This is a genomic window from Scytonema millei VB511283 (genome assembly GCF_000817735.3).
Taxonomy (GTDB): domain Bacteria; phylum Cyanobacteriota; class Cyanobacteriia; order Cyanobacteriales; family Chroococcidiopsidaceae; genus Chroococcidiopsis; species Chroococcidiopsis millei_B.
The window spans coordinates 626,497-645,720 of the sequence record NZ_JTJC03000002.1 but is presented as its reverse complement, the minus strand read 5'-3'; the positions used below and the strand labels follow the sequence as shown (position 1 = coordinate 645,720).

General features: G+C 45.7%; 15 protein-coding genes. 9 read left to right on the top strand and 6 right to left on the bottom strand.

All coding sequences use genetic code 11. The features are described from left to right. Positions 1 to 217: 217 nt before the first annotated feature. Complete coding sequence (locus QH73_RS10685; RefSeq protein WP_039716441.1) at positions 218 to 1,855, bottom strand: S8 family serine peptidase; 1,638 nt, start codon at positions 1,853 to 1,855, stop codon at positions 218 to 220. Between the two features lie 192 nt (positions 1,856 to 2,047). Here QH73_RS10685 and QH73_RS10680 point away from each other — a divergent pair, with 192 nt between their 5' ends. Both QH73_RS10680 and QH73_RS10675 read left to right on the top strand, forming a co-directional pair. After that, positions 2,048 to 2,431, top strand: a complete 384-nt coding sequence (locus tag QH73_RS10680; protein ID WP_039716442.1) for a hypothetical protein — start codon at positions 2,048 to 2,050, stop codon at positions 2,429 to 2,431. 115 nt (positions 2,432 to 2,546) lie between these two features. Next, complete coding sequence (locus tag QH73_RS10675) at positions 2,547 to 3,011, top strand: MgtC/SapB family protein (RefSeq protein ID WP_039716443.1); 465 nt, start codon at positions 2,547 to 2,549, stop codon at positions 3,009 to 3,011. Between the two features lie 29 nt (positions 3,012 to 3,040). Here QH73_RS10675 and recF read toward each other — a convergent pair whose 3' ends face one another. From recF to QH73_RS10660, 3 genes are all read right to left on the bottom strand, one after another. After that, positions 3,041 to 4,165, bottom strand: coding sequence for a DNA replication/repair protein RecF (gene recF / locus QH73_RS10670; protein ID WP_039716444.1), 1,125 nt, complete (start codon positions 4,163 to 4,165; stop codon positions 3,041 to 3,043). 74 nt (positions 4,166 to 4,239) lie between these two features. Then, complete coding sequence (locus tag QH73_RS10665; RefSeq protein WP_039716445.1) at positions 4,240 to 7,068, bottom strand: cation-translocating P-type ATPase; 2,829 nt, start codon at positions 7,066 to 7,068, stop codon at positions 4,240 to 4,242. A gap of 173 nt (positions 7,069 to 7,241) precedes the next feature. Further along, entirely contained in the window at positions 7,242 to 8,444 is a 1,203-nt protein-coding gene (locus QH73_RS10660) for an anion transporter (protein ID WP_039716446.1), read from the bottom strand. Positions 8,445 to 8,722: 278 nt separating this feature from the next. Here QH73_RS10660 and QH73_RS10655 point away from each other — a divergent pair, with 278 nt between their 5' ends. From QH73_RS10655 to QH73_RS10640, 4 genes are all read left to right on the top strand, one after another. Further along, positions 8,723 to 10,915, top strand: a complete 2,193-nt coding sequence (locus QH73_RS10655) for an ATP-binding protein (RefSeq protein WP_039716447.1) — start codon at positions 8,723 to 8,725, stop codon at positions 10,913 to 10,915. 88 nt (positions 10,916 to 11,003) lie between these two features. Further along, positions 11,004 to 11,456 carry a response regulator gene (locus QH73_RS10650; protein ID WP_039716448.1) on the top strand — a complete coding sequence of 151 codons (453 nt, stop codon included), beginning with the start codon at positions 11,004 to 11,006 and terminating at the stop codon, positions 11,454 to 11,456. Between the two features lie 200 nt (positions 11,457 to 11,656). Further along, a complete protein-coding gene (locus QH73_RS10645) occupies positions 11,657 to 13,273 on the top strand; it encodes a hybrid sensor histidine kinase/response regulator (protein ID WP_039716449.1) in 1,617 nt (538 codons plus the stop codon). A gap of 149 nt (positions 13,274 to 13,422) precedes the next feature. Then, positions 13,423 to 14,202 (top strand): SIMPL domain-containing protein, encoded by a 780-nt coding sequence (locus QH73_RS10640; protein WP_039716450.1) that lies wholly within the window; start codon positions 13,423 to 13,425, stop codon positions 14,200 to 14,202. Positions 14,203 to 14,293: 91 nt separating this feature from the next. Here QH73_RS10640 and QH73_RS10635 read toward each other — a convergent pair whose 3' ends face one another. Continuing rightward, entirely contained in the window at positions 14,294 to 14,662 is a 369-nt protein-coding gene (locus QH73_RS10635) for a single-stranded DNA-binding protein (RefSeq protein WP_039716451.1), read from the bottom strand. 597 nt (positions 14,663 to 15,259) lie between these two features. Between QH73_RS10635 and QH73_RS10630 the strand changes: the two genes are divergently transcribed. The 3 genes from QH73_RS10630 to mreD all read left to right on the top strand — a co-directional run bounded on the left by QH73_RS10630 (position 15,260) and on the right by mreD (position 17,885). Beyond that, complete coding sequence (locus tag QH73_RS10630) at positions 15,260 to 16,273, top strand: rod shape-determining protein (RefSeq protein ID WP_039716452.1); 1,014 nt, start codon at positions 15,260 to 15,262, stop codon at positions 16,271 to 16,273. A gap of 123 nt (positions 16,274 to 16,396) precedes the next feature. After that, the gene (gene mreC / locus QH73_RS10625) at positions 16,397 to 17,146 is read left to right on the top strand and encodes a rod shape-determining protein MreC (RefSeq protein ID WP_039716453.1); all 750 of its coding nucleotides are present in this window, start codon (positions 16,397 to 16,399) and stop codon (positions 17,144 to 17,146) included. Positions 17,147 to 17,309: 163 nt separating this feature from the next. After that, positions 17,310 to 17,885 (top strand): rod shape-determining protein MreD, encoded by a 576-nt coding sequence (mreD, locus tag QH73_RS10620; protein ID WP_236146961.1) that lies wholly within the window; start codon positions 17,310 to 17,312, stop codon positions 17,883 to 17,885. Between the two features lie 160 nt (positions 17,886 to 18,045). On the opposite strand, the gene hisC is transcribed toward mreD, so the two are convergent. Further along, positions 18,046 to 19,089 carry a histidinol-phosphate transaminase gene (gene hisC, locus QH73_RS10615; RefSeq protein WP_039716455.1) on the bottom strand — a complete coding sequence of 348 codons (1,044 nt, stop codon included), beginning with the start codon at positions 19,087 to 19,089 and terminating at the stop codon, positions 18,046 to 18,048. Between the last annotated feature and the right edge of the window lie 135 nt (positions 19,090 to 19,224).

Here is a 19,224-nt window from a genome sequence, read left to right as displayed (position 1 = left end):
CGATTGTCTAGTTCTAACTTTTGCTAACATTGCTCTGTGTCTCAGCTTGCCTAAGCTACTGTCTTTGTTATTAGCTCCAAAGTCTCAGCAACTCGAAAGTATTAAGCCAGCTTTAACTGCACCAATAGTTGAACCTGAAGCTCCTCGTCTTCTCCAAATAGAAAGTTAGAAAGTTGAAAAATTTCACTTTTTTGACTTTTCACTTTTGATATTTAACTTACTGAGCGGGTACAGTCCACCAGGCGATCGCGTAAGGTTGAGAGGGTTGATTTACTTGTTGACGAAATTGGACGCGAATTTTGTAATTGCCTGTCGTGGGAACTGGACAAAAAATATGCTCGATACTATCAGCCTCACTAGTTGAGGTACAAATCTTACTAGCAGCAGCGTTGGAGTCTACATTTAATAAGTAAAGGTCGAGATTATTTAAACCGCGATCGCGAAAATCTTCTCCGAGATCGAATTCACTATTTTGATTTTTATCTCTCAACTCTACGAATCGATCCCATACTAGAGTAATTGCAACATAACTACCCTGTTTCAAAGGTGCGGCGAGGACGTAATCTTCAGCAGAGTTAGCTTTGAGTTGATGATAGTTCCAGCCCAGAGCTGGAACTGGTTGCAAAGATTGCCACTGTCCTGCTTTAAACTGTTCGTAGGCGCGAAAAGCATTCAATTGACCTGCACCGATTTCAGAATTTAAAGAAACTTTGGGCTGACGGTAAGCATCGGAATCGATCCAATTGCGATTCTGTTTGTCAATAATCGTCTTACTCATCCCTAATCGCAAGCCATCACCCACATCTTGTACTTTATCAGCAGAGTTGAGCAACACCGCTTTCATCACTTGATGGCGACGCGCATCTAAACTCCAATTCTGCGATCCCCTCAACCCCCTGCTGTGAATTGGGGGGCGAGAGGCGATCGCCGTCTTAATCTGTTTATCCCCATATTCCTGTAGCAGCGCTACCGTAGCCGTAACGTGAGGTGCGGCAAAACTCGTACCCGTAACCTCCTTGACCTTAGCATCGGGGTTGAGGGCAAAAACCCTATTGCCAGGAGCAACCAAACTAATCGACTGCCGCGTACCGAGATTCATTTCCCGTCCCCGCAATCTACCCTTAACACCGCCACCAGTGGCACTTAAATTAGTCACGTCAACTTTGCGGAAAATTCCGTCTTGACGGGAGGAAAAAGCAATATTCATGCCGTTGTAATTATCGGTAGGAATGGGAATTCCGCCCTTCCCCTGATTTCCGGCAATAACATACAAAACATCGTGGACGCGACTAGACCAATCCAGACAGCGAGTTAGTAGAGAATTACCATCTAATCTCGCCTCCGGTCGCGGGTCGCGTTCCAAAGTTTCACCAAAACTAAAATTAATCGCCCGCACGTCACCGCTATTGCGGCTTGCTGTTGATTGTGCGGATAAACATTCTTCCGGCTGTCCGGCATACTTCACCGAGCCTACCGCAGTCGAGTATAACCTAGCGCCTGGAGCTATCCCCGCCAAAGTTTTGCGATCGCTAATCATAATGCTGGCAACATTTTGGGCGTGGGGGTCAATATTCGTATTTGCCTTAGCCGCACCATTACGCAAAAATACACCAGCTGGGGCGATCGCAGGTTCTTTGGAAACCGCCTTATCCAAGCCAAACTTTCCAGGTCGTCCAATCTCCACCTGACCGATCGCGATTTTCCGCCCAATTAAGTTGTAAGGTAATTCATGCAGCCGTTGGGCATCAATTCCCGCGGCTCCGATAGACAGCGTTTCCTGCGTCCACACAGGACGCACCAACCCCACAGCTGCCAAACAGATCCCCCCTGCCACCCAGACCAGCTTTTTCACCAATTCCTCCTTTAACTAGGGAATTCAGCTTTACACTTTACTCTAAAATACTTCGGGAGTCGGGAGTCGGGAGTCGGGAGTCGGAAGTCGGAATTAATTGCAAATTGGTCACTGATAACTGATAACTGATAACTGATAACTGGTCACTGGTCACTGTAAAAAGCTACGATCGCATTAGTACTGGAGTCATAAATTATGTGGGGTAGTTTTCAAAACAGTCAGTTACGGATTGAAGTAGAGGCATCGGCAGCAGCAATTAAAGATAGTTTGTTGCGTCCCGAACAAATGCAAAAATGGCTATCGCCACAACGGTTAGCTTCAGGAATGCCAGAACAACTCCATTCAGGTCTGACTTTTACTAGTTGGATTGGACCTGTAGCGATCGAACATCAAGTAGATGTGGCAAAACCAAATTGTTTGCGCCTATTACTCCACGGTGGAATTGATGGATTTCACGAATGGTACTGGGGCGAAGGCTGGGTACAATCGCGCATCGAAGGCGTATCTTTGCTACCACTCAATTTGGCTCAGACGTTAGGATTGCTGCGCTTGCGGCAGTTTTTGACAGTTAACAGTTAACAGTTATCAGTTGTCAGGGAACAGGGAACAGGGAACAGGAAATAGGGAGGAGAGTGGTAGCAACTAACAACCAACGACCAATGACCAATGACCAACGACCAATGACCAATGACCAATGACCAACATATCTTTTGCCCCTGATGATTGGTTAAGTATTTGTTTCAGGCTTGCTATGGCTTTGGTATTTGGGGCAATTCTCGGTGTAGAACGCCAAATCGGTCACAAACCAGCAGGTTTACGCACGCATATGCTAGTCAGTTTGGGTTCGGCATTGTTAATTCTGATTCCACTGCAAATTGTGGCAACAGCAGAAGAAGGACGTGATGCGATTAGTCGCGTCATTCAAGGAATTGCTGCTGGAGTAGGGTTTATTGGTGCTGGAGAAATTTTGCGCGAGACTCAAGCACAATCTCGCATAGATCGGGTACGAGGACTCACTTCAGCGGCAGCGATTTGGGTTTCTGCTGGCTTGGGAATTGCTGCTGGTTGCGGCTTGTGGCAAACGGGTCTAGTTAGTTCTATCTTGGCTTTGATCGTTTTGACTGTATTTAAAAGACTGGAAAGACAGACCAAGAGGTAAGTCGTAAGTCGTAAGTCAGAATTAACTGGTCACTGGTCACTGAATATCTGCCCTGCATTAACTGAGAGAATTTGCGAGGCTTGGAGCCACTGGGAATCGAAGGCAGCTAAATGAGTTGTAGCAATCAAAGTTTGAAAACGGTCTTGAATTGCTTCTAGAAGTTGATTTTGACGGTTGAGATCGAGTTCTGCCAAGACATCATCTAGTAATAGTAGCGGTGGCTCTCCCACAACCGCTTCGATCAGTTTCAATTCTGCTAGCTTCAGGGCTAAAACTAAGGTGCGCTGTTGACCTTGGGAACCATATTGTTTAGCAGGAGTTTGATTAATTGTCAATTCAATTTCATCTCGGTGGGGACCGACCAAAGTTGTACCTTGATGCTGCTCGGCGATCGCTCTTTGCTCGATCTTGTCCAAAAAAGCTTGCTGCACTCCTTCAGGGTGAGTTTCGGCAAACGGTACGTTTGGAGCATACCTAATTTGCAAAACCTCGGCGCGATCGCTAATGCTAGCGTGCCACTCAGCAGCCAAGGGTGCTAAACGTTCGATCGCCCGCGCCCTTCTCCTCACTACCCTCGAACCAATAGTTACCAGTTGCGCATCCCAAGCCACTAGTTCTTCCTTCTCCTGTACGGGCATTGGAAACCCGCCTCTACTTTTCAAAAATGCATTTCGCTGCCGCAATACTTGATTGTATTGCTGCAAGATATGGGCGTATATGGGTTCTAACTGGATTAACAGCGTATCTACCCAGTGACGGCGCTGTTCTGGCGCACCCCGCACCAGTTCTAAATCTAAACTGGAAAATTCTACAGCATTGAGGACACCTAAAAAATCCAGTTGGCGGCGCAGTTGTTCGCTATTGAGAGCTACCGTCCGCCGCCCCTGACGGCGTAAAGTTACAGATAGATCGATGATTCCTGTTTGTCGCTCTAGCTGGGCGTGAATTTGCCCAAATGCCTCTCCATCCCTCACAAGATCGCGATCGCGTGCCAAACGGTGCGATCGCAAGGTTGCCAGCAATTCCACTGCTTCTAGTAAATTTGACTTACCCTGAGCGTTATTACCCACCAAGATTGTTTTAGGAGCAACGAAATCAACTCGCTGCTCCTGATAATTCCGAAATTGCTTCAAGTGGAGGGTTTTGAGGAACATATGGGGGGAGAATTGTTGACGGTTGACAGTTGACGGTTGACAGTTAACCGTCAACTGTCAACTGTCAGCTAACTCTATCCTTTTCGTCGCTGTTGCCAGTTGATAAACACCTTCTCTAACTCGATCCAGACGAACATTAAACTGCTGAAGCCGAAGCAGATTAATAATTCTATCGGAGTTATGTAGTGAGTGCCAAAGAAAGCTCGTAAGGGCGGAACGTAAATCAGTAGCAGTTGTAGGACTGTGGTTAACCCTACAGCTCCTAAAACGTAGGGGTTGGACAGCGGATTCATTTGAATTGTCAAACGGGTGTTGGAGCGAATCGCCAAAGCGTGACCCATCTGTGCTAGACAGAGCGTGGTAAATACCATCGTTTTCCAGCGATCGCGACTCAGCTCGTTCGGAATCACATTCGCTTGCGCGTGGAAATACGCCCACTCCATCAAAATAATTGACAAAATGGCAAAGATAACCCCAATCCGTACCATGTACCAGCCCAAGCCCCGGGCAAAAATACTTTCACGGGGACTAAAAGGCGGGCGCTTCATGACGTTGGGTTCGGCTGGTTCTACTGCCAAAGCCAGCGCTGGTAGACCATCCGTCACCAGGTTCATCCAGAGAATTTGTAACGGTGATAGCGGTACGCCGCCGAGTCCGAGAATTGGAGCCGCAGCAATGGTTAACACTTCACCGATGTTGCTACCGAGAATGTATTTAATAAAGCGGCGGATATTGGTGTAAACAACTCGACCTTCTTCAGTGGCAGCGACGATCGTGGCAAAGTTGTCATCTAGCAATACCATATCGCTAGCTTCCTTACTCACGTCCGTACCAGTAATACCCATTGCAATCCCGATGTCTGCCTGTTTTAAGGCAGGGGCATCGTTTACCCCGTCTCCCGTCATTGCCACAAATTTACCTTTGCGCTGCAACGCCTGGACGATGCGAAGTTTATGTTCGGGAGACACCCTAGCATAGATGCTTGTTTGGTCTACTTCCCGTTCCAAGTCAGCTTGACTCATCCGTTCTAATTCTTGCCCAGTTACGGCGCGATCGCCTGCTTGAGCAATGCCTAAATCGATCCCGATTGCCCTTGCCGTTAACTGGTGGTCGCCCGTGATCATGATCGGACGAATCCCAGCTTCGCGAGATCTTGCCACTGCATCCCTCACTTCTGGTCTGGGTGCATCCAGCATTCCCACCAATCCCAGCCAAACTAATTCTCGTTCTGAAGTGTCTTCCGATCCCTCTGGAGGTAACTCTGCTAGAGGCTTATAGGCAAAACCCAACACCCGCAGCCCTTGACTTGCCATCTGGTTGTTTTTTTCCAGAATTTGCTGCCGCTGAGCCTCGCTAATCGCCACAGCGCGATCGCCTGTATGAATGCGATCGCACCTTTCCAAGGCCAACTCTGGCGACCCTTTTGTAAACATTAAATATGGTGATGGGTCATTGGTAATTGGTAATTGGTAGTTGGTATAGTCCCCTGACGATCCATGACCTGCCGCTTTTTGACACATCACGCTCATCCGCTTGCGTTCGGAAGAAAAGGGAAACTCAGCCACGCGGGGCAAACGGCTCGACCACTGGTCTTTTTGAATGCCAGCTTTAGCAGCTAAAGTCACCAACGCCCCTTCGGTGGGGTCGCCGACAATCTTCCACTGTCCTTGTTCCTCTTGCAGGAAAGAATCGTTACACAAAGCACAGGCAACTAGCAATGCTTGTAAATCTGTATCTCGGTCTGCGTCAATCGCTCGACCGTCGCTCAAAAATTCTCCTTGAGGTGCATAACCTTCGCCAGTTACCCGCAGAGATTTTTGATTTAACTCTACTGCCTGCACCACCATTTTGTTTTGCGTCAGCGTCCCTGTTTTATCGGAGCAAATTGTGGTAACGCTGCCTAAAGTCTCCACCGCAGGCAGTTTGCGGATCAAAGCATTCCGCTTCACCATCCGCTGCGTTCCTAGCGCTAGAGTCACGGTAATCACCGCTGGTAAGCCTTCTGGGACTACGGCAACTGCCATACTCAAAGATACTTGCAGCAGTTCTTCAAACGCACCCCAACCCAAGCGCCACACGCCACCTATAACGACCAAAGCCACTAAAACCATTGCCCCTGCAACTAGAACGTTGCCTAATTGCGACATCCGTTGTTGCAGGGGAGTCGGCTCGCTTTCCACGGCTTGCAACATGGCAGCGATTTTACCGAGTTCCGTTTGCATCCCCGTATTGGTGACGATGACCTTCGCCCGTCCTTGAGTGACTTCGGTACCTTGGTAGACTGAGTTAACGCGATCGCCCAATCCCGTATCTTCCGGGACTTGGATATCGGCTTGTTTCTCTACCGCGTGGGATTCTCCCGTCAATGCTGACTCGCGAATTTGCAGGTTTGATTCTTCGATAATCCTGCCATCGGCGGCGAGTTGGACTCCTGCTTCGATCAGCATGATGTCCCCAGGTACGAGGTCTTTTGCTGCAACTTCTGTCAGTTTGCCGTCGCGCATGACTCTGACTAAAGGGGCAGACAGTTTTTTCAGCGCTGCTAGAGCTTTTTCAGCCCGACTTTCTTGCACGTAGCCGAGAATACCGTTGAGTACGACGATTAAACTAATCGCGATCGCGTCTTTGGGAAAATCGTTATTGCGTATATCTAACACTGCCGATACAACTGCTACTGCAATCAGCATCAGCAACATAATATTTTTGAACTGATCGATCAGGATCGCTAGCGGACTGCGACCTCCTGACTCTTGCAGTTCGTTGGCTCCATACTCCTCTAAGCGTTGCTTGACTTGAGACGAGCTTAAACCCGCTTCTGCATTGCTTTCTAAGACTTGTATAGTTTTATCAACTTCTAGGGCGTGCCAAACGTGTGTTGGGTTAGGATGAGGGGTTGCAGACATGGATAGTTTGCTAAGAAATGCTTGCTGAATTAAATCATAAATTAAGCACTATATTTAGGCTATCTGTTCTAGGGAGTGGTGAGGGGCAGGGGAAGTCGGAAGTCGTAGGGACGGGTTTTTTGAACAGACCTTTGCCACAACAAAAAGTTTTGCAATTAAACTCGCCCGTACAGCTATAATTTCTGTAGCCAAAAATAAGCAATTCCTAATGTTACTAAAGTCAAAGGCAAGCCAAAGCGCAAATGTTCCCAAAAACTGAGGCGATAACCTTGTTTTGCCGCAGCTTCAGCCACAATCATATTTGCCACCGAACCTAAAAGCGTCATATTTCCAGCTAAAGTTGAACCAGCTGCCAGTAACAACCATTCTTGGTTACTATTTTGAGGAATTAATGGTTGTAACAACAATACTGCTGGAACATTAGATATTAAGTTAGAAAGCACTACTGTCATGCCTAGTAAACCTAAATCACCCCCTACTAGTGCTGTAAAATTTTGCAGAAAATTTAAATTCTTCACCCCATACGTCAAAACAAATAAGCCGGAAAACATCAATAATAAATCCCATTCTACCGCTGGTAAGATCCGTTCTGGTTTTAACCTACGAGTAATTAAAAGCAATCCAGCCGCCACCAAAGCTGCTTCTGTAAGGGGAACGCCAAGTAAAAATGCTGTTAACATGCCTCCAGTAATAATTAAACTTTTATATAGAACGGGTTTCAGTATACGCTTCCGCCTGATATGAATAGGATTGAGAGTAGGTTTAAAAGAGCGAATTTCGGGATACAGCCACCATAACCAGCCTAATTGTACGAGCAATCCTACTACAGCAACGGGAGCTAAAGCTCGGGTAAATTCTAAATAACTAACTTCTGAAAAAGAAGCAATTAAAATATTTTGAGGATTGCCATTTAAAGTTGCAACAGAGCCAATATCTGTAGCTCCAGCTAAGGCTAAAAGATAGGGAATCGGATTTAATTTTAAAGCTAGAGTTAGACCAAGAGTTAAAGGCGTAAATATTAGAGCAATCGTATCATTAAGAAATAAAGCTGATAAAAATCCACTGACAATTGTTAAAGCAGTCAGTAATCCAAAAGGACTGCGAGTATAACGTAGTAGAATATTCAAAGCAAGTTGAAAAAATCCTGCGCTAGTAAGGTAGGCATTGACGATCGTAATGCTGAGCAGAAAAACAATCGTTCCTGCGTCGATCGCCTCCCACGCCTCTTGAAGACTTATACTACCAATACCAACTAGACAAGCCGCCCCCACAAAAGCGATCGTCGCGCGATTCATCCGCAAGCCAGGGAAGTATCCCAGTCCTAAACTAATATATGTCACTCCCAGAATGAGGTACTGAAAAAGGTCATTTGTCATGAGTGAGTAGTCAGCAGTGGTAATTGGTAGTTAGTAGTTGCTCTCTTCTCTTCGGCAGTTCCTTTAGATGAGTGGATCTCCCGATGGCTCTTAGCTCTTATTATTGATATTTGATAAAACTTAACAATATAATGATAGGCGCACTACCCGAGTGTTAGCAGTCTCAAATCTACTGCATGACGAAGTTGCAACTGTTGCCTCAAAAGCTTTGTAGAGACAATACAGATTACGTCTTTACACTGACAACTGATAACTGATAACTGATAACTGAGCAAGTTGTGAATCTGACGAACCACGAAAAACCGATTCACGCTCCTGGCTCAATCCAGCCACACGGAATGCTATTGGTACTGGAAGAACCAGAATTAAAGGTATTGCAAGTTAGCAGTAATATCAATACATATTTGGGGCTGCAACCCCAAGATTTACTCGGTCAGCCTCTAAGTTATTTAATAGATCCGCAACAAGCGATCGCGATCGCGCAGCAGTTAACAGGAGAAAATACCAGGAATCCCCTCAAGCTGTCAATTTCAACAGATCGAGGCAAACGTTATTTCGACGCGATCGCCTATCGTACGGCAGATGAAGCAATTGTAGAGCTAGAACCAATCGACTCGCCCCACGAAACTAGTTTTTTCAGCTTTCACGCAGCGATCGCGGGTATAATGTCTCAAATTCAAAGCACGTCTAGCTTGCCAGAATTTTTGCAATTAGTTGCTGAGGAAGTCAGAAAACTGACTGGATTCGATCGCGTCATGGTTTATCAATTCGATCCTACTGGTGCGGGTTGCGTTGTTGCCGAAACCAAACGCGCCGATTTATCGCCCTATTTAGGGTTACACTACCCTGCTACAGATATACCTCAGCCAGCCAGAGAATTATACGCTCGCTGTTGGCTGCGATTTATTCCCAATATCTCTGCTCCATCTGTAGATCTAGTCACGCTTAACCAGCAACCTGTAGACTTAAGTTTGTCAATTCTCAGGAGTGTGGATGCTTGTTGCGTAGAATACCATCGCAATATGGGAGTAGCAGCACTCTTGGTAATCGCCCTGATGCAGGAACAGCAACTTTGGGGCTTGATTGCCTGCCATCACTATACGCCTAAATACCTTACTTCTGAGGTGCGGATTGCTTGCAAGTTTTTGGGACAGTTGGCTTCGCTGGAGTTAGCCAATAAAATTCGTCAACAGGAATTGAGCGATCGCGTTAAGCTCAAATCGCTACAATCCGAGCTAATCGAATCGATTTCCCAAGCGAGTAATATTGTTGAAGCTTTAATCCAACCCGCACCGCGTCTGTTGAGCCTCACCAACGCCACGGGAGCAGCGGTTTGTCTGGGAAATGAAATTTCTTTAGTCGGAGCTACACCTAGCTTAGAAGAAGTGCGATCGCTAATAGACTGGGCAGATACTCAGGTAAGCGATAACTTGTTTGCTACCGATTTTTTACCACAAATTTATCCCCCATCTGTAGAATTTAAAGCTACAGCCAGCGGCTTGCTGTTACTGCGAATTTCCAAGATTCGCTGCTACTACATCCTGTGGTTTCGTCCCGAAGTTATCCAAACTGTGACTTGGGCAGGCGATCCAAACTCGTCGTTTCAGCTAGAAAATGGGAGTATAAGGCTGTCACCCCGCCATTCATTTGAACGATGGCAGGAAACAGTTAAATTAAAGTCATTGCCTTGGCAATCTTACGAACTCGATAGCGCCAACGATTTAAAAACTGCGATCGTGGGAGTCGTGCTACGCAAGGCAGAAGAGTTAGCCCAAATTAACCAAGAACTAGAGCGCAGCAACCGCGAATTAGCTGCTTTTGCTTATGCTGCATCTCACGATTTGAAAGAGCCTTTACGGGGGATTTACAACTACTCCACCATTCTGCTAGAAGATTATGCGGCGTTGCTGGATCTAGACGGAGTTGATTGCTTGCAAACGATTAAGAGTTTGTCTCAGCGCATGGAAACGCTGATTGACGCTCTGCTGCGGCTCTCGTTACTAGGAAAAGCTCAACTAAATTTACAAGCTACCAATCTAAACGAGTTATTGCAACAAGCGATCGCAGTTTTATTTGCCAGTCGTCCAGACGCGCAAATGAGCATTCGCATTCCCCGTTGTTTACCAACAATCGAGTGCGATCCAGTTCTTGTCAGCGAAGTTTTCAGCAATTTAATGAGTAACGCCCTGAAATATAACGATAAAGCAGATCCTTGGGTAGAAATTGGCGATTGGGAGCGATCCGGTGAACCGACAATCTTTTACGTCCGAGATAACGGCATTGGCATTCAAGCCCATCACCACGAAACCATTTTCAAACTCTTCAAACGGCTGCACTCGCAGGAAAAATACGGCGGGGGAACCGGAGCGGGGTTAGCGATCGTCAAAAAGATTGTAGAGTTGCACGGTGGGAAGATCTGGGTTGAATCTGTCCCTGGAGCAGGAGCGACATTTTATTTCTCCCTACAATAATTAAATCTTTCTAAAAGTATTTATGCTTAGTGAAACTCCTTGAAATAATTAACTTATGTAACAAAACGTGTGGTTTTTATAAGAACGGATGACAACTAGACCGAATCAACCGTTGCTGGTAGCTGAAGATAGTAATGAAGATTTTAAAATGCTACAACGGCTAATGCGGCGGATGACTGTGCAGAATCCCATTTATCGCTGTACGACTGGGGATGAGGTGTTAGACTTTCTGTATCAGGCGGGAGATTATCAAAGCCCCGCTATAGCGCCAAGACCTTCAGTTATCCTGCTCGATTTGAACTTACCAGGAATTGACGGACGCGATGTCTTAGAGCGCCTGAAGCAAGACATAAGTTTCAAAGAAATTCCTATAGTCGTATTTACTACATCTGCTAATCCTAAAGATGTTGAATTGTGCTATCAAAGAGGCGCAAACGGTTATTTAATCAAACCAATGGACTCTAGCGAGTTAGAGAAAACCGTTCAAGCATTTGTAGAATACTGGCTCGAAGCCAACACGCCACCGTCAGTTATCAGTTAACAGTTATCAGTTAACAGGGAACGGGGACAAGGGGGACAAGGGAGAATAACAACCATCAACCATCAACCATCAACCAATGACCAATGACCAAAAAGTAAAGTTTTAATATTTTATTTATATTTAGTTGATTTTTATTTAAAATTCTATAAGAACGCACACATATAACTTCAGGAGAGTTATTGCTCTCCCGATCGCCGAATATGCCGAACGCTCAGACGCTACTCATCGTTGATGACTGTCCAGAAGATCGGAAAATTTATCGTCGGTATCTGTTGAAAGATCCACGCCAGTCTTACCAAATTCTAGAAGCTGACTCAGCTAAAGACGGACTAGCAATATATCAAGAAAAATACTGCGATTTGATTTTGCTCGATTTTTACCTGCCAGATATGAGCGGGTTAGATTTTTTGGAAAAGTTAGAGCTAGAATTGGCAGCTCCGACAGCGGTGATTATGCTGACGGGGCAAGGCAACGAAGGGATCGCCGTGCAAGCCATGAAACAAGGCGTGCGAGATTATCTTGTCAAGCAATATTTGAAGCCAGATGTGTTGCAGCTAGCGGTGCGTAACGCCCTGAATCAATCGTACTTGCATACCGAGTTATACAAAACGCGAGAGCGACAGCGTTTGATTACAACTACGGCGTTGCGGATTCGTCAGTCGCTCAATGTAGAGCAAATTTTACATACAGCAGTGGTAGAGGTACACCAACTGCTCAGATGCGATCGCGTCATGGTTTGCCAGTTCATTCCCACCCAAGGCAGCCAAATTGTAGCCGATTCGGCAAAGTCTAGCTGCGAATTAGAAATAGGTAACTTTATTCGGGAGTACCCCCAAATTGGTAGCGGCTACGAGGCAAATTGGAGCGAAATTTGCGATCGCCTGCCAGAAAAGTTTCAGTCACCAGCCAGTTTAGTCGTACCGATTCAGCTCAGTTACAATTACACAAACCCGCAACCTTGGGGTTTACTAATTGCTCACCACAGTACTAGCGAGTGGCAATGGCAACCGGATGAGGTAGAAATCTTACAACAACTGGCAGTACAGCTAGCGATCGCGATCCAGCAAGCAGAGCTTCTATCGCAGACTCAAGCCGCATTAGCAGCAGAAAAACAACTCAATGCGTTGAAATCCCAAATTATTGCCACTGTTTCCCACGAATATCGCACGCCTCTAGCTGCCATCCTAGCATCAGCATCAACCCTGAAGCAGAATAGCACTTTACTACACCAAAAGCAGCAGCAACGGTTTCTGCAACTGATTGAAGACAAAGCTCGGCACATGGCAAAACTGGTTGACGATCTGCTGAGCGTCAATCAATCGGAGTCGGGCAAGATGCAGCTTCAGCCGATGCTACTCGATCTGAAGCAATTATGCTCGGAATCGCTCGCAGAGCAAAAACAGCTAGCTAGCGATCGCCACCATTCGATCTTTCAAGCTACAGGAGATCTGCAAAATTTTTGGGGCGATCGACGACTATTACGGCAAACCTTTAGCAACTTAATTTCCAATGCCATTAAATATTCTCCTCAAGGTGGTTGTATCAAGGTAGACCTCAAAGCAACCGATGCACAAATAATCTTTTCTGTCAAGGATGAAGGTATTGGCATTCCCGCAGCAGATCGAGCCAACCTATTTAAATCCTTCAGTCGGGGTAGCAACGTCGATACCATTCCAGGCACGGGTTTAGGACTGGCGATCGCCAAAGCTTGCATCGACCTACACGGTGGAGAAATTAGCTTAGAAAGCGAAGTAGGGCAGGGAACTGAAGTGACAGTTATTCTTCCCCTGAGAAAGGGGAATGGAGAGAAGTTGTAAGTTGTCAGTTGGGCGAATCTAAGTGAATCTATTTGTTGCCGAAACTGTAACGCATCCAGAATTTGAATGACTTCGATGCCAGATTAGGAACAAATTATTTCTCCATGCTTTCTAATTCAGCACGGCTACGTGTGAGGCAAATTTAATCTATGCAACGCTCGCGAATTTCTGAAAACAAGTTTCTAACCAAACGTAATGCTATTTTTCCATCTCTGACTCCCCAGCTACTTGCGATCGCCTCGATCGCAACTCTCAGCTATATTTCTCCCGTATGGGCGCAAACAGTTCCAGAAAAAATGGATCGAAGTTATAAAACTCTCACTGTCACGGGTAGAGGGGTAGAATCTATCCCCACTACCCTAGCTCAGGTACGTTTGGGAGTGGAAGTACAAGGCAAAACAGCCCAACAAGTGCAGCAAGAAGCAGCGCGGCGATCTTCAGCAGTTGTGGACTTATTGAAATCGCGTAATGTAGAAAAACTAGAAACTACGGGAATTTATTTAAACCCTCTTTATAATTACGCCAACAACGAGCAACGGCTTACGGGTTATTCTGCCACAAATACAGTCAGTTTCCGCGTCCCAACGTCACAAGCTGGTAATATCATTGATGCTGCCGTCAAAACTGGAGCAACTCGGATCGAAGGGGTGAGTTTTACTGCTACAGATGAGGCGATCGCTAAAGCGAGACAACAAGCCCTGCAAGCAGCAACAAAAGATGCTCAGCAGCAAGCGAGTGCTGTTTTTAGCAGCCTCAATTTCAGCCAAAAGGAAATTGTCAGCATTCAGATCGACAGCGCCAACCCGCCACAGCCTCCCATGCCTTTAATGGCAAGAGAAGCAGCTTTTGCTGATAAAGCTGCTGCGACTCCTGTAGTTGGTGGAGAACAGCAAATAGAGGCTTCTGTGACGCTGCAAATTGGTTATTGATCGATAATATAGGGGCGCGATGAATCGTAGGGGCGCACAGATGAATCGTAGGGGCGCACAGCTGTGCGCCCCTACACATGCGTAAATTTGGTCAAAAATTATCATCGCTACTGTAACCGCTATAGCCGCCACCTTCGTTATCGCGTTTAGATCCTAAAAGATCCATTTTGTCCACCAGAATGATTGGTGTTGAGCGCGGTGTACCCGTGTTGCGATCGTCCCAGGTGTCAAACTTTAAGGAACCCTTAATTCCAATTAGGCTTCCCTTGCGAACGTAATCTTTGGCTGTTTGCGCTGTTTTACCCCAAATTTCTAGCGTGAACCAGTCTGGTTCATCGCTATTTTTGGAAGGTCTTCTTACAGCTAGCGTCATGCGGCACTTGACACTACCAGACTCAAAATACTTAATATCGGGGTCGCCACCAACACGACCGACGAGAGTAACAACGTTAAGACTCATATCGCTCAAATTTAGTACAATTGTACTCGAAATCTATAACCACAATCGTAGCTCATTCCGTACCTATACTGGCAAGTATATTTGTCATTGGTCATTGGTCATTGGTCAAGTACTAGCGACTGTTTTATAAATTAAAATACTTATGTATTTACTTTCTGTAAATCATTTACTTGTTTCTTCACAAATCTATTAAGTGTTAATACCGACCGCCTAATTTCTAACTATTGAAACTTGGCTTTTCGGTAACTGATAACTGATAACTGATAACTGATAACTGACAACTGTGGAATTACTTAAAGTAAGCAAAAAATGGCTTAAATTTGTATAAAGATTCCGTGAAATTACCCTTGGGAATTTAGTTGGACAAGCGTTAACTTTTCTTAACTGAAGGGGTGTTTTTGTCAGCCAGTCTAAGAATTGCAACTAAGCCTGACCGAGAATTAGTTGGCTCGACTAAACTCGAATTAGAGGGGTAAGAGAATTCCGATCTAGTTACTAATACTCTACTGATGTGTAAAAACTATATCTTGCTTTTACGGGGGAGTGAGAAGCGTGGGTATGTTTGGTCTGTTTAACCGTTTGTCGTTGTCTAGAGATATGGGTATCGATCTCGGTACTGCAAATACCTTGATTTATGTTTCTGGCAAAGGAATTGTACTGCAAGAACCTTCGGCGATCGCGCTGGATTTAAGCGATAAATCATCGATTGCCGTGGGAGAAGAAGCTAGAAAAATGCTTGGTAGAACGCCTACCAAGCCCGTGAACGTCTCGGTAATTCGTCCGCTACGGGATGGAGTCATTGCTGACTTCGATGCCGCTGAAATGATGCTGAAGCATTTCATGCAAAAAGTTCATGAAGGCAGGGTTGTCTCTCCCCGCGTCGTGATTGGTATTCCCAGCGGAGTTACGGGGGTAGAACGCAGAGCATTAATGGATGCAGCATCTCAAGCAGGTGCGAGAGAAGTTTATTTGATTGATGAACCACTAGCAGCAGCAATCGGCGCGGGTTTGCCTGTTGCCGAACCTATCGGCAGCATGATCGTAGATGTTGGGGGTGGAACAACAGAAATCGCCGTTCTCAGCCTTTACGGTACGGTACTGAGCGAATCGGTACGGATTGCAGGGGATGAGCTGAATGAAGCCATCATGCAGTATATGCGGAAAATTTACAACCTAGTCATCGGCGAACGCACGGCGGAAGAAATTAAGCTGCGGATTGGCTCTGCCTATCCCTCCCGCGATGACGAAGATAATATGATGGAAGTCAGGGGATTGCATCTGCTTTCTGGTTTGCCGCGCAGCGTCACAATTAAAGAACCAGAAATTCGCGAAAGTATGTCAGAACCGCTGTCTGTGATTGTGGAAGCACTCAAGCGGACGCTGGAACGGACACCACCAGAACTTGCAGCCGACATTGTAGATCGAGGTATTATGCTTGCGGGTGGAGGCGCGAAGTTAAAAGGACTAGATACGCTAATTAGTCATGAGACTGGTATCGTCACCCACGTAGCAGCCGAGCCAATGCACTGCGTTGTCTTAGGAACGGGATTGGCATTGGAAAAATTTAAGCAAATGGAGCGAGTCTTTAGCGATCGCTCTCGGCGCGGCTAGCGTTAACAGTTGACGGTTAACGGTTAACTGTCAACCGTCAACGAAATTGCATATCTCTCTGTTATCTAAACCTAAAAGCCTATTAAGTCAGCCCATCGAGTTGACTGCTAACTACTAAAACCTATGTATATCGAACGTCGTCAGTGGTGGGAGAAACGCGCCCTACCGATCTTACTATGCGTTGTTGCCCTTGGTACTGCTTGGACTGTCAGGCAGACCCAAGCAGCACTGATTTTTGAAATTTATCAGCTCATCACTCACCCATTTCATCGCTCGGTTTCCGTGCAAGCAGAGCGTTTAAGTGATGCTCAAAATCAAGAGCTGCAAGCTCAGTTAGCAGAACTCAAAAGCCAAAACCAGCAGTTGAAAAAACTACTTAGTTATGAGTCTGCTAATAGTTTAGAACAAGCTATTGTCGCTCCAGTCATCGGACGTAGTGCCGATCAATGGTGGCAACAAATAACTTTGGGACGCGGTACGAGTACGGGAATTAAAGTCGGAGATATTGTCACTGCTCCTGGGGGATTGGTGGGTAAGATTAGTAGCGTCACTCCCAGTACCAGCCGCGTACTGTTAATTAGCGATCGCACTAGTCAGCTAGGGGTGACAGTCAGTCGCAGCCGTCATACGGGATTTTTACGCGGGTTATCAGAAAGTCAAGCCGTGATGCAGTTTTTTGATAAAGTGCCTGACGTGAAACGCGGCGATGCGATCGTCACTTCTACCTACAGCCAAATTTATCCCGCCGGACTACCCGTAGGCAAGATTGAATCCATCGACTTGAATAAAAGCCCCGCTCCCGAAGCTATTGTCTCCTTTTCCGCTCCCATTCCCCATCTAGAGTGGGTAGTTGTTTATTCTAAAAGTCATTAGCAAGTAGGGCGCATGGCTAGTCGTGCGTCCTGCTCGATCTAAACATAAAAATTACGATTTACAAAGTCTGAATTACGATTTTCGTTTGCTGCTTTAAGATCGAGGCTCTGAAAATTGAAATTTTAAAAAATCTCCTCTTCTTTTTATGCAGGGACTTAAATCTTTGCGATATCTGTGGCAAAAGTCTCCTGGTTGGCGACAGTTTGTTAATGGGGTAGCGATTGTTGGCTCGGCGAGTTTGTGTCTGCTCTTACTACCGATGCGCTTGCCAGGAACAGTTTTACTTGGTATTGCTCCTAACTGGCTGCTGATCTGGGTAGTTACTTGGAGTATTAAACGCTCGGTTTTACAAGGAGCGATCGCAGGTATTACTTTAGGACTGATTCAAGATGGCATGACTGCCCATAATCCCACTCACGTTTTTGGTTTAATGATGGTGGGAATTCTGACGGCACGGTTGCAAAAGCAGCGCTATCTTCAGGAAGATTTTATTTCTGTGGCTCTGATTGTCTTTGCCATGACGATTATGGTAGAAACGATCGCCACTCTACAATTTGGTTTTCTGGGTGAGGCAACAACATATACATTTGGTTTGCCATTAGAGAAATTAGCTGAGGTGTGGCAACATCACCAACAAATTGCGTTAATTTCAGCCGTAATCAGTAGCCTTTGGGCTCCAGTTATTTACTATCCCTTAAATCATTGGTGGACAACAACGAGATTTTTAGGCACGCGATGAGGATTTGAGAACAGATTTTACTGATACCAGTTCTTTGTGACTACGCCGCAGAAGATCCCGCCAACCCCCCTTCATAAGGGGGGCTAGGGGGGATCGAGTCTATGCACAAACAAATAGAATTGGTATGACAATTTTTAGTTAAAACCTGCTCCTACATTCTTCACAAAATCTCAGCCAGAGCCTTGACAAGTTGAGCGTTTTGCTCGTCTGTACCAACAGTAATGCGAAGTTTGTCTTCTAGGCGCGGCTGGGGAAAATATCGGACTAATATACCTCGTGTTTTCAAACTGTGGTAAAGATATTCGGCATTGCCATGAGGCGATCGCGCTAAAAGAAAGTTGGCTTGCGATGGATAAAGATCGAAGTTGAGTTTTTGCAATTCACTAGCTAACTTTACCCGCGACGTTTTAATTTTCTCGGCATTAGCATTTTTGTGTGCTTGGTCTTGAAGTGCAGCTACCCCTACAATACAGGCGATCGCATCAACGTTGTAACTATCTTTCACCTTCATTAATCCGGCAATTAAAGTAGGATTAGCTACAGCAAAGCCCAGTCTAATTCCTGCTAAAGAATAGCCCTTAGAAAGCGTTCTTAAAATGATGACATTATCGTGTTTTTTAGCCAGTTCCAAAGCATTTTCTGTGGCAAAGTCAACATAAGCCTCGTCAATGACTAAAACACCGTGTAGTTGTGCTGCCAACTTGTCGAGTATATCCAGTGACACGACTGTACCAGATGGACTGTGGGGTGAAGCAATAAATGTCACAGCTCCATTTGCCGCGATGAGTTCTTCTAGCGGCAGATTGTAATTGTTGTCATAGGGAATTTCGACAAATTCAGCATCCTGAATCTGTGCCAAGGTACGATATAAAACATAGGTCGGCATCGGACAAACAATTTGCCGTTGCGGTGAGGTACAAGCGCGGGTAATCACACCAAGCAGTTCGTCACTACCGTTACCGACAATAATCCAGTCGGAAGGGAGATCTAAAGCAGCACTAACAGCAGTGCGAAAACGTCCAGCCATTGGTTCTGGATAGCGCCGTAATAATTCTCCATCTAAGTTACGTAATGCTTCCAATACCAAAGGTGAGGGCGGGTAAGGATTCTCATTCGAGTTAATCTTGATAATATTCGCGCCAACGATCTGTTCTCCAGGTACGTAGCCTGACATTTGCTCGATGTTGTGGCGAAAGTATGTCATGGCAAAATCAAAAGTCAAAAGTCAAAAGTTAAAAGTCAAAATCGATCGAAGGAGTTAGGAGTCAGTAGACTTGGCTTTTTCCTTGTAACTCTGAAGGCGCGAGATTTCAGTTTTTATTTAGTTATTCTGACTCCT